Consider the following 11,616-nt stretch of genomic DNA (forward strand, 5'->3'; position numbering starts at 1 on the left):
AAACCCTAAGGAGGAGAGCATGTCTATCAAGAATTGCCTGATGGCCGGCGCGCTGGCGCTGGCCTCCGTGTCCGGGCTCGCTGTGGCAGCCCATGCACAGGAAGAGGTCACCATCACCATCTGGAGCCTCGACAAGCCGGAGCAGCCGGCCTGGAATCTGGCCCGCGAATTCGACGAGAAGGAGCCGGGCATCAAGGTCGAGTATCGTCTTGTGCAGTTCGACGATGTCGTCAGCGAAGCGATGCGCGCCTATTCGACCGGTCAGGCGCCCGACATTATCGCCGTCGACAATCCGGAGCATGCGCTCTTTGCCTCGCGCGGTGCCTTCCTCGACCTGACGGACCGGATCGCGAAATCCGAGGTCATCAAGCCGGCCAACTATTTCCCGGGCCCGCTCAATTCCGTCACCTGGGACGGCAAGCTGTTCGGCGTGCCCAAGGCGACCAATACGATAGCGCTCTACTACAATGCGGACATGTTCAGGGAAAAGGGCCTCGATCCGGACAAGCCGCCGCAGACCTGGGCAGAACTCATCGACGCTGCACGCAAGCTGACCGATCCCGCTAAGAATGTTTACGGCCTGTCCTTCTCTGCCAAGGCCAGCGAAGAAGGCACCTTCCAGTTCCTGCCCTGGGCGCAGATGGGCGGCGGTGGCTACGAGAAGATCAACGCCGATGGTGCGGTGAAGGCGCTCGAAGCCTGGAAGACGATCATGGACGAGAAGCTCGCCTCGCCCGACAGCCTGACGCGCGGACAGTGGGATTCGACCGGCACCTTCAATTCCGGCAATGCCGCCATGGCGATCTCTGGGCCCTGGGAGCTGAACCGCATGTCGGATGAAGCCAAGTTCGACTGGCGTGTCACGCTTCTGCCGGTGCCGGAAGCCGGTGCCGAGCGGTCGTCCGCGATGGGCGACTTCAACTATGCGATCTTCTCGAACAGCAAACATCCCGAGGAAGCCTTCAAGGCACTCGAATACTTCGCCTCACAGGACAATGTGATGTTCGAGAAATACGGCCAGCTTCCGGCCCGCTCCGATATCACGCTGCCGGCCACAGGCAACGAGAAGAAGGATGCAGCGCTGAAGGTCTTCCAGGAGCAGTTGCAGTTCGCCAAGGCTCGTGGTCCGCATCCGGAATGGCCGAAGATCTCCAAGGCGATCCAGGATGCCATCCAGAGTGCTCTCACCGGCCAGATGACGCCGAAGGAAGCACTCGATCAGGCAGCTGAAACCATCGCTGCCGTAACCGGCTGACCTCTCCCCACGCCCCCTGTGGGAAAAGGCTCGACCCTACTTCGTCAACCTCCCGGAGGGCCGTCCTCGTTCGCCTTAGTCGCGGGGGCGGCCCGACCGGAGATTCCCATCGCGATGCGGAGACCCTCATGCGCAAGATCCTGTCCAGCCTGACTGATGGCCGTGGTTTCGACATCGGCCTCGTCGGACTGCCGCTCGCCTTCCTCTTCGTCCTGTCCGGCCTGCCGCTGCTCTACAATGTGCTGATGAGCTTCCAGGAAGTCGACATGTTCTCTCTGGGCTCCTTCTTTCGCCCCTTTGTCGGCTTCAAGAACTATGTCTCGCTGTTTGCCCAGCGGGAAACCTGGCCGATCTTCATCAACACCGCCATCTTTGTCGGGGCCTCCATTGCCGGCCAGTTTCTGATCGGGTTTTCCCTTGCGCTGTTCTTCTGGACGAATTTTCCCGGCGCTTCCTGGCTGCGCGGGCTCTTTCTCGTCTCCTGGGTGATGCCAGGGCTTGTAGTCGGCGCGATCTGGAACCTGGTGCTGTCGGGCGATTTCGGGGTGTTGAACTTCTTCCTTCGGGAAACGGGCTTGATCTCGGAGAACATCTTCTGGCGCTCGGACCCGAACTATTCGCTCTGGGCCGTGATCATCGCCAATATCTGGCTCGGGACTTCCTTCAACATGATCCTGCTATCGGTCGGTCTCTCCGGCATTCCAAAAGATCTCTACGAGGCGGCTGAACTCGATGGTGCCAATGTCTGGCAGCGTTTCTGGACGATTACGCTTCCGATGATGCGCTCCACGATCGGCGCGATCATCTCGCTCGGCCTGATCTTCACCCTTCAGCAGTTCGACCTCTTCGCCGCCATTACCTCCGGGGGGCCGAACAATGCGTCGAATGTCGCGCAATACTGGGCCTGGGACCAATCCTTCCGGCAATATGATTTCGCCCGAGGTGCGACCATCTCCGTCATCATGATCGTCTTCGTGATGCTGGCGTCCGTTGTCTATGTGCGCTCGACCCGGCAGGAGGTGCGCGGATGACCGAGACCTGGCGCAACCGGCTCATGCTGACGATCGCGATTGCTCTCGCAGCCATCTATCTTTTCCCGCTTTACTGGATGTACGTCACGGCGCTGAAAACCGGTTCGGCGATGTTCGCGACGCCGCCGAGCTTTTGGCCGAGCGATCCGCAATGGGGCACCTACATGTATGTCTGGGAGAGCCGAAACCTCGCCCGCTACATGTGGAATTCGCTGATCATCGCCTTCGGCGCCGTGGCACTGATCACGGTGCTCGGCACGGGCTGCGCCTATGTGCTCGCCCGTTATCGCAATGGCTGGATCGATGTCGGGCTCTTCCTCATCCTGATGCTGCAGGTTCTGCCGGCCTCGCTGATGATTACGCCGATCTTTGTCGGGTTCTCGCAATTCGGGATGCTGGAATATCCGCGGCTTGCCGTCATCATCGCGATTGCCGCGAAAAGCATGCCGTTCTTCGTGGTGCTGGTGCGCGCCACTTTCATGAGCGTGCCGATCGAGCTTGAGGAGGCAGCCCTTGTCGATGGCAATTCGCGGGTCGGCGCTTTCTTTCACATCGTCCTGCCACTTGCCCGCAACGGCATCCTGGTGGCGGCTATCCTGATCTTCATGCAGGCCTTCGGCGAGTTCGTCTATTCGAAGTCGATCATCCAGGATGCCGAATTCCAGCCGGCCAGCGTCGGGCTCAATTCCTTCATGGGGCCAAATACCAACGAGTGGAACAACATCATGGCGTTTGCCTCGATCTATGTAACGCCGATCCTCGCGGCCTTCGTTCTTCTGCAGCGCCGGATCGTCTCCGGGCTCACGTCTGGAGCTCTCAAATGACCCATCAGATCGAACTATCCGGCGTCAACAAATACTACGGTGCCTATCATGCGCTTCGCGACATCGACCTGAAGATCAAGAAGGGATCGTTCGTGGCTCTGGTCGGTCCGTCCGGCTGTGGCAAGTCCACCCTTCTTCGGTCGCTGGCCGGCCTTGAGAGCATTTCGGCCGGTGACCTGGTGATTGCCGGCGAGCGAATGAATGGTGTTCCGCCGCGCAAGCGCGACCTTGCCATGGTGTTCCAGTCCTATGCGCTCTATCCGCATATGACCGTCGAGGAGAACCTCACCTATTCGCTGCGCATTCGCGGGGTGAAGAAGGCTGAGGCGAAGAAGGCGGCAGAAGAGGTGGCGGCAACGACGGGCTTGTCCAATCTGCTGCATCGCTATCCGCGCGAACTCTCCGGTGGCCAGCGCCAGCGCGTGGCGATGAGCCGGGCAATCATCCGGCATCCCAAGGCCTTCCTGTTCGACGAGCCGCTGTCCAATCTCGACGCCGCCCTTCGCGTGCACATGCGCAAGGAGATCCGCTCGCTGCATGACCGGTTGGGTACGACCTCGGTCTATGTCACCCATGACCAGATCGAGGCGATGACCATGGCGGACCATGTCGTGGTCATGCGGCAAGGTGTGATCGAGCAGCAGGGCGCGCCGCTTGAGCTCTATGACCGGCCGGTCAACAAGTTCGTCGCCGGCTTCATCGGGTCGCCGGCCATGAACTTCATTCCAGCCGCGGTTGGGGCTGACGGCAAGTCGCTGGTGCTCGATCTGGGTACGCCACAGGTGATCGCTCTCGATCGGCCTGTTCCCACGGCTTCGCACCTGACCGTTGGCCTGAGGCCCGAGCATTTGCGGCTGGTGCCGGATGCCGAGGCACAGCTCAAGCTTCCTGTCGGCATTGTCGAGAGCACGGGCTCGTTGACCTATATCAGTTCCGCCAGCAAGCCGGAGATCAACGTCGTGGTCTCCGAGCGCCAGTCACTGAAGCATGGGGACATAATGTCGCTCGGCTTCGATCCGGCGCATCTGCACTTGTTCGATGCAGACAGCGAAAGGCGGATCGAGATCGTGGCTTGATGCTGGTGCGGTCCCTCAGATGTCCAACGTCGTCTGCCGTTCCCAGGCTGTGAAATGCCCGCAATAGCTGTTCCACTCGTCATGCTTGAGCTTGAGATAGGCGTCTGAGAATTCAGACCCAAGCGTTGATTTCAGCACGTCATCCTGCTCGAAGGCGCGCAGCGCGTCGAGGAGGTTCAGCGGCAGCCTTGGAGCATCCTTCACCGTGTGGCCATCGCGGTACATGTCGATGTCGTAATGCGGGCCGGGATCAGCATTGCTCTTGAGACCGCTCAAGCCAGCCGCGATGATGATCGACTGCAGAAGGTAGGGGTTCACGGCGCCATCGGGCAGGCGGAGTTCGAAGCGGCCGGGGCCGGGGACGCGGACCATGTGGGTGCGGTTGTTGCCGGTCCAGGTCACGGTGTTTGGCGCCCAGGTGGCGCCGGAGACGGTGCGCGGGGCGTTGATGCGCTTGTAGGAATTGACCGTCGGATTGGTGATCGCCGCGAGTGCCGAGGCGTGCTTCATGATGCCGCCGAGGAAGGTCTTGCCTTTGGCCGAGAGGCCGAAGGGCATGTCCTTATCGGCGAAGGCGTTGACCTTGCCATCAAGATCCCAGACCGAGATATGCGCATGGCAGCCATTACCGGTCAGGCCCTTGAAGGGTTTCGGCATGAAGGTGGCGCGAAGGCCGTGCTTTTCGGCGACAGACTTCACCATGAACTTGAAGAAGGAATGCTTGTCGGCCGTCTTCAGGGCATCGTCGTATTCCCAGTTCATCTCGAACTGGCCATTCGCGTCCTCATGGTCGTTCTGGTAGGGCTTCCAGCCGAGCGCCAGCATGTGGTCGCAGATTTCGGCGATCACGTCGTAACGGCGCATCAGCGCCTGCTGATCGTAGCAGGGCTTTTCGGCCGTGTCGTATTGATCCGATATCGTTTCGCCGTCAGCCGAGACCAGGAAGAATTCCGGCTCAACGCCGGTCTTCACCCGCAGACCATGCTCCGCAGCCTCTGCGACGAGTTTCTTCAAAACCACGCGCGGGGCCTGTGCGACCGGTTCGTCCTCCATCATGCAGTCCGCTGGGACCCAGGCGACCTCTGGCTTCCACGGGAGCTGGATGACGGAGGAGGCGTCAGGGATGGCGAAGAGGTCTGGATGGGCGGGCGTCAGGTCGAGCCAGGTGGCAAAGCCGGCAAAGCCTGCGCCGTCCTTCTGCATGTCGGCGATGGCCTGAGACGGGACCAGCTTGGCGCGCTGGGCGCCGAAGAGGTCGGTATAGCTGATCATGAAGTATTTGATGCCTCGCTCCGCAGCGAAGCCTGCCAGATCCTGTGTCACGTCGTTCCCCTGTTTTTATGGATTGAGACACATGTGTTGAAAAAGAATGGCCGCATCCGTGGGAGTCGGATGCGGCCATCAGGCTTTTAAAAACCTCCCTTGCCCGGATACCAGCTGGTGCCGGCAAGGGGCACCTGGGCCATGGCGGCGGCCTCCATTGTGAGCGCGCAGAGGTCCTCCGGCTCCAGATTGTGCAGTTTGTTCTTGCCGCAGGCGCGCGCGATGGTCTGCGCCTCCAGCGTCATCACCTTGAGGTAGTTGGCGAGCCTGCGGCCGGCAGCGACCGGATCGAGGCGGGCGGCAAGCTCGGGATCCTGCGTGGTGATGCCGGCCGGGTCCTTGCCTTCATGCCAGTCATCATAGGCGCCGGCTGTGGTGCCAAGCTTCTGGTATTCCTCTTCCCACTTCGGGTCGTTGTCGCCGATGGCGACGAGCGCTGCCGTGCCGATCGAGACTACGTCGGCGCCGAGCGCCAGAGCCTTGGCAACATCAGCGCCCGAGCGAATGCCACCCGAGATCACGAGCTGGACTTTGCGGTGCATGCCGAGATCCTGCAGCGCCTGAACGGCCGGACGGATGCAGGCGAGGGTGGGCATGCCGACATTCTCGATGAAGACGTCCTGCGTCGCCGCCGTTCCGCCCTGCATGCCGTCGAGCACCACCACATCCGCACCAGCCTTCACCGCAAGAGCGGTGTCGTAATAGGGACGGGCGCCGCCGACTTTCACATAGATCGGCTTTTCCCAGTCAGTGATTTCGCGCAGTTCGAGGATCTTGATCTCGAGATCGTCGGGGCCTGTCCAGTCGGGGTGGCGGCAGGCGGAGCGCTGATCGATGCCCATCGGCAGGTTGCGCATCTGGGCGACGCGGTCGGAGATCTTCTGGCCTAGCAGCATGCCGCCGCCGCCGGGCTTCGCGCCCTGACCGACCACGACCTCGATCGCGTCGGCGCGGCGCAGATCCCTAGGGTTCATGCCGTAGCGAGAGGGAAGATACTGGTAGACGAGCTTTTCGGAATGGCCGCGCTCCTCGTCGGTCATGCCGCCGTCGCCCGTCGTGGTCGAGGTGCCTGCCAGCGTCGCGCCGCGTCCGAGTGCTTCCTTGGCATTGCCTGAGAGCGCGCCGAAGCTCATGCCGGCAATGGTGATCGGAATCTTCAGCTCGATTGGCTTCTTAGCAAAGCGCGTGCCGAGGACCACCGAGGTGTCGCATTTCTCGCGGTAGCCTTCGAGCGGATAGCGCGAGATCGAGGCGCCGAGGAAGAGCAGGTCGTCGAAATGCGGGACCTTGCGCTTCGTGCCACCGCCCCGGATGTCATAAATGCCGGTTGCGGCCGCGCGGCGGATTTCGGCAAGCGTATGATCATCGAAAGTGGCGGACTTGCGCGGCGGGGTGAAGGGGTTGTGGTAGCTCATGGCTGTTCCTCGCCTCAATACGCGTCGGCATTGTCGATGTTGAAATTGTAGAGTTTCCGGGCCGAACCGTAGCGCTTGAACTCCTCAGGCTTCGCATGCGTTACGCCGGCCTTGGCCAGCAGTTCGGCGAGCATTTCGAGATGTTCGGGGCGCATTGTTTTTTCGATGCAGTCGGCACCGAGGCTCTTCACCGAGCCGCGCACGAAGAGCTTCGCCTCGTAGATGCTGTCGCCCAAAGCTTCGCCTGCGTCGCCGCAGACGACCAGATGGCCTGATTGTCCCATGAAGGCCGACATGTGGCCGATCGAGCCGTGCACGACGATGTCGATGCCCTTCATCGAGATGCCGCAGCGGGAGGCGGCATTGCCCTTGATGACGAGCAGGCCGCCGCGACCGGTGGCACCAGCATATTGCGAGGCGTCGCCCTCGATCACCACCGTGCCGGACATCATGTTTTCCGCCACGCCCGGACCAGCCGAGCCATGGATGGTCACGGTGCCGCCGTCATTCATGCCGGCGCAGTAGTAGCCGACCGATCCCTTCACTTCGACGGTGACGGGCGCATCGATGCCGACGGCGACCGCATGGTGGCCACGCGGGTTCACCACTTCGAACAGGGTGTCGTTCGAGCCGGCACCGAGATTGTGGAGCGCGCTGTTCAATTCACGAAGCGGAGTATGGGAGAGGTCGAAGATTGGCATTCTGCAAGCTTTCTCGATACGCGGATCAGGCGGCCTTTTTGTGGTCCCAGAAATAGACGGTTGCCGGCTCCGGCTCCCACACCCGGGCGGTCTCGATGCCCGGCAGGTTGACGAGCGCGCGGTATTCCGAGCCGAAGGCGACATACTGGTCGGTCTCGGCCATGACGGCGGGCTTGCAGGCGATGGGGTCGCGCACGACGCCGAAACCGGTCTTGGTGCCGACGACGAAGGTGAAGAAGCCGTCGAGATCATCGAGCGCGCCGGTCAGGGCTTCGCCGAGATCCTTGCCCTTGGCCATCTCGGCTGTGAGATAGGCAGCGGCGACTTCGCTATCGTTCTGGGTCTCGAATGACATACCTTCGCGGATCAGTTCGCGGCGCAGATTGTTATGGTTCGACAGCGAGCCATTGTGCACGAGGCACTGGTCTGCCCCGGTCGAGAAGGGATGGGCGCCGAGCGTCGTGACGGCACTTTCGGTCGCCATGCGGGTGTGGCCGATGCCGTGGGTGCCGCCCATCGCGCGGACGCCGAAACGCTGCACGACTTCCTTGGGAAGCCCGACTTCCTTGAAGATCTCGACGCTTTCCCCGGAGCCCATGATGCGGACATTGGGGCGGATATCAGCGAGGGCAGACCGGATCTCGGTCAGTTGGCTCGCGGCGATCGAGATGACCGCATGGGTACTCTTCAATTCGATTTCCGCGGCGATGCCTGCCTTTACCAGATCTTCGGCGAGGCCCGCAAAATCACTTTCCGGGGCGGCGGACTGGATGGTGACTTTGGCGGTCTTGCCATCGACGCCGCCATAGATGGCGATGCCGGCCGAGTCCGGTCCTCGGTCGGTCATGGTGATCAGCATGTCCGAGAGGAGATCGCCGAGCCGGGGCTCCAGCGCCTTGTCCTTGAGAAACAGACCTACAATGCCGCACATGGCCACGCCCTCCAAAGTCTCTGGAGAAAGGGCTAGCAGCGGCATCCGAGAAAATCAATCTAAAGGAATAAAGTTTTCCTAGTGGGCAACTATCGGCGTTGCGGATAGGAGATAATCGACAGGTATCGTGCCGGCAGGCTTACGAGTTCTTCCGGCCCGTGCGGTGCATCGGCGTCGAAGAACAGGCTGTCACCTGCCTGCATGCGGTAGAGGCTGTCGCCGTGCCGATAGACCACTTCGCCCTCGAGCATGTAGAGGAACTCCATGCCCTCGTGCTGGAAGGTCGGAAAGACGTCGGACTCGGCATTCAGCGTGATCAGATAGGGTTCGACGACGACGCCCGAAGTGTTGTTTTCGATGTGTCCGAGCAGGCTGTAATGGTGGCCGGCGCGGGTTCCCCGGCGCTCCAGGTTCACGCCTTCGCCCGCCTTCACGAAGCTCGCGGACTTCGGCTCCTCGAAGCCCTTGAAGAAGGCGGTGATCGGCATGCCCAGTGCCTTGGACAGCGCCTGAAGGGTTGTCAGCGACGGCGAGATGTTGCCGTTCTCGATCTTCGAGAGCATGCCGACCGACATGCCGGTGGCTGCTGCGAGATCGGCAACCGTGATGCCGAGCTTCTTGCGATAGGTCCGCACCTCATGGCCAATCGCCATCTCAAGATTGTTGGCGCGGGGCTCGCGAACGGCATGGGGATCCTGCGACAGCGCGGACTTCTGGGCGCTTTTCGCTGTTTTGGGTGTCTTTGCCATGGATCCTCCTCATGCTTCGCCGGCATGCCGGGTCATGATCCTCTAGCGGATTTTCAGCGCCTGCCCAATGGTCCCGGTCGTTTCCGTCACAGTCCAACGAAAACGAGGACTGCCAGTACGATCAGTGCAAGGAAGACGGTATCGGCGACCAGCACGCCGATCGCGCGTCCGCCGATCTTGAAGACTTCCGGAAGTGAAGTCTTTACGCCGACGGCGGCAATGGCGACCAGGAGGGCCCAGCGCGAGACGATGCCTGCCCAATCGGCCACCATGGGGGGGATGGTCACAAGCGAGTTCAGGGCTGCCAGCAACAGGAAGGCGACCACGAAGCCCGGCAGCAGCGGCGGGCGCTTCACATCGCCGGAGACCGTGCTTCGAAAGGCAAGTGCTGCCACGAGGACCACAGGCGCCAGCATGGTGACGCGGATGAGTTTGACGAAAACGGCCGTTTCGCCTGCAGGGACGGAAACCGAGAAGCCGGCGCCAGCGACCTGGGCGACATCATGGATCGTCGCGCCGAGGAAGATGCCGGTCTGGTGATCGTCCAACCCTGCCAGACTTGCGAGGATCGGGTAGAAGATCATGGCGAGGGTAGACAGCATGGTCACACCGATGACGGTGAAGACCATCTGCTGGTCGGCTTCCTTGCTGCGGTTCCCAAGCGTTGCTGATATCGCAAGGGCTGCCGAAGCCCCGCAGATCGCGACAGCGCCACCGGTCAGGACGCCGAAGGCCGTCCCCTGGCCAGAGAGGCGCGAGGCGAGGATGCCAAAGACAATGGTGAGCAAGACCGCACCGACGATCATCGCGATCACAGCAGCTCCCAGTTCGGCGAACATCGCGACGCTCACTCTCAGGCCGAGCAGGGCAATGCCGACGCGAAGAACCGTCCGAGAGGCGAAGTCGAGGCCTGCAGCAGTCTTCGGGTCCTCGGCCAGGAAGTGCAGCGCAAGCCCGATCAGGATTGCGAGCAGCATGGCCGGTGCGCCGTAATGTTCCGACAGGAAAGCTGAGGCCAGCGCGATCAACACGGTCACGGACAGACCGGGGAATAGCTTCTGCCATCGCCCGCTCAAGGTCGCAGAGTGGCGTTCTCGCTCCGGATCGGGCGAGGCGGTCGACGGTTCTGGCATGGATCACCTCTGGTGGGTCGCCCCGGAGATTGAAATCTCGCGCGATGCGCAGGGCGGTTGGGATGGGATGCGCGGGTTCGCCGCGCATCCCGCGTTCATCAGTTCAAGTCAGCTGCGCGCTCGGCGTCAACCTTCTTCTGGGCGTCGGCAACCGCTGCCGTGAACTGGTCAAACACTTCGGCACCGCCTGTGACGTTCGTCTTGAACCAGTCGAAGACGGGCGAGACGGCGGTCTTGAAGGCTTCCTTCTCGGCAGGCGTCGGCACGTAGATCTCGCCGCCGGCCTTGGCGAAGTCCTGGTAGGCTGCGATTTCCTTGCGCTTCGGCGAGGCGAAGGTTGCCTGCTGGAGTGCGGCAAAGCCATCGACGACGATCTGCTTCTGCTCGGGTGTGAGGGCCTGGAAGCGGTCGTTCGACATCCACCAGAAGGCGCCCATGTAGCTGTGGCCATCGAGCGTCAGATATTTCAGGCCGGCATCCGGGAACTTCATCGACATGATGTCGGTGATGCCGTTGGCCGTGCCTTCGACAACGCCCGTCTGCAGCGAGGTAAAGAGTTCCGGCCACGGGATCGGGGTCGGCGCTGCACCCACTGCGGTCGCAACCTGCTGCGGCAGATCGGCCGGCACCGTGCGCATCTTGAGACCCTTCAGATCTTCCGGCGACTTTACAGCCTGCTTGGTGTTGGCATAGTTGCGCCAGCCGCCGGTATTTCCGATCGTCATCAGGCGGATCTTGTTGTCACTGTCGGTCAGTGCCTTTTCGCGCAGCTTGCGTGTGAAGTCGCCAGTCAGCACTTCCTCGGCAATCCGGTCGTCGCTCATCAGGTAGGGCAGGTCGAGCACCTGGATATAGGGGAAGAGACCGGCAGCACCGCCTGATGTCGAGATATAGACGTCGAGCGACCCATCGGCGATGCCCTGGAGGCATTCTTCACCCGTGGCGCAGAGCTGCGTGCCCATGAAGATCTCGACGGCGATCGCACCGTTCGAGGCGTTCTCGATATAATTCTTGAAGACGACGAGGCCGTCATAGTCCTCGTCGTTCTCGTTGGAATTGGCGGTGGCACGCAGCGTGATGTCGGCCGCCTGCGCCACTCCCGTGATCGTCAATGCGCTGGCGAGCAGCAGGGTCTTGAACATGGACTTGAGCATTCTGGTTCCTCCCGTTTTCTCAAG

11 protein-coding genes are annotated in these 11,616 nt (G+C 61.6%); 4 read left to right on the top strand and 7 right to left on the bottom strand.

Annotated elements, in window-relative coordinates; all coding sequences use genetic code 11:
• Positions 1-19: 19 nt before the first annotated feature.
• The 4 genes from AC02Y0_RS00935 to AC02Y0_RS00950 all read left to right on the top strand — a co-directional run bounded on the left by AC02Y0_RS00935 (position 20) and on the right by AC02Y0_RS00950 (position 4,186).
• Positions 20-1,255, top strand: coding sequence for an ABC transporter substrate-binding protein (locus AC02Y0_RS00935; RefSeq protein WP_476381683.1), 1,236 nt, complete (start codon positions 20-22; stop codon positions 1,253-1,255).
• A gap of 128 nt (positions 1,256-1,383) precedes the next feature.
• Positions 1,384-2,286: a carbohydrate ABC transporter permease gene (locus AC02Y0_RS00940; RefSeq protein ID WP_476381684.1), complete on the top strand. Its 903-nt coding sequence runs from the start codon at positions 1,384-1,386 to the stop codon at positions 2,284-2,286.
• The gene (locus tag AC02Y0_RS00945; RefSeq protein ID WP_476381686.1) at positions 2,283-3,110 is read left to right on the top strand and encodes a carbohydrate ABC transporter permease; all 828 of its coding nucleotides are present in this window, start codon (positions 2,283-2,285) and stop codon (positions 3,108-3,110) included. Before AC02Y0_RS00940 ends, AC02Y0_RS00945 begins: the two co-directional genes overlap by 4 nt.
• A complete protein-coding gene (locus AC02Y0_RS00950) occupies positions 3,107-4,186 on the top strand; it encodes an ABC transporter ATP-binding protein (RefSeq protein ID WP_476381688.1) in 1,080 nt (359 codons plus the stop codon). The genes AC02Y0_RS00945 and AC02Y0_RS00950 overlap by 4 nt, the downstream gene beginning before the upstream one ends.
• 15 nt (positions 4,187-4,201) lie before the next feature.
• Here the strand turns inward: AC02Y0_RS00950 and glnT are convergent, their stop codons facing one another.
• The 7 genes from glnT to AC02Y0_RS00985 all read right to left on the bottom strand — a co-directional run bounded on the left by glnT (position 4,202) and on the right by AC02Y0_RS00985 (position 11,592).
• Positions 4,202-5,509: a type III glutamate--ammonia ligase gene (gene glnT, locus AC02Y0_RS00955; RefSeq protein WP_476381690.1), complete on the bottom strand. Its 1,308-nt coding sequence runs from the start codon at positions 5,507-5,509 to the stop codon at positions 4,202-4,204.
• A gap of 86 nt (positions 5,510-5,595) precedes the next feature.
• Positions 5,596-6,924 (bottom strand): FMN-binding glutamate synthase family protein, encoded by a 1,329-nt coding sequence (locus AC02Y0_RS00960; RefSeq protein WP_476381691.1) that lies wholly within the window; start codon positions 6,922-6,924, stop codon positions 5,596-5,598.
• A gap of 14 nt (positions 6,925-6,938) precedes the next feature.
• Complete coding sequence (locus AC02Y0_RS00965) at positions 6,939-7,625, bottom strand: protein GlxC (RefSeq protein WP_476381694.1); 687 nt, start codon at positions 7,623-7,625, stop codon at positions 6,939-6,941.
• Positions 7,626-7,650: 25 nt separating this feature from the next.
• Positions 7,651-8,556 carry a class II glutamine amidotransferase gene (locus tag AC02Y0_RS00970; protein WP_476381696.1) on the bottom strand — a complete coding sequence of 302 codons (906 nt, stop codon included), beginning with the start codon at positions 8,554-8,556 and terminating at the stop codon, positions 7,651-7,653.
• Between the two features lie 89 nt (positions 8,557-8,645).
• Positions 8,646-9,305 (bottom strand): helix-turn-helix domain-containing protein, encoded by a 660-nt coding sequence (locus tag AC02Y0_RS00975; protein WP_476381698.1) that lies wholly within the window; start codon positions 9,303-9,305, stop codon positions 8,646-8,648.
• An 86-nt stretch (positions 9,306-9,391) separates the two neighbouring features.
• Positions 9,392-10,438 (bottom strand): YeiH family protein, encoded by a 1,047-nt coding sequence (locus AC02Y0_RS00980; RefSeq protein WP_476381700.1) that lies wholly within the window; start codon positions 10,436-10,438, stop codon positions 9,392-9,394.
• A gap of 98 nt (positions 10,439-10,536) precedes the next feature.
• Positions 10,537-11,592, bottom strand: a complete 1,056-nt coding sequence (locus tag AC02Y0_RS00985) for a TRAP transporter substrate-binding protein (protein WP_476381701.1) — start codon at positions 11,590-11,592, stop codon at positions 10,537-10,539.
• Between the last annotated feature and the right edge of the window lie 24 nt (positions 11,593-11,616).

This window comes from Allorhizobium sp. nf9_anc (assembly GCF_056323085.1).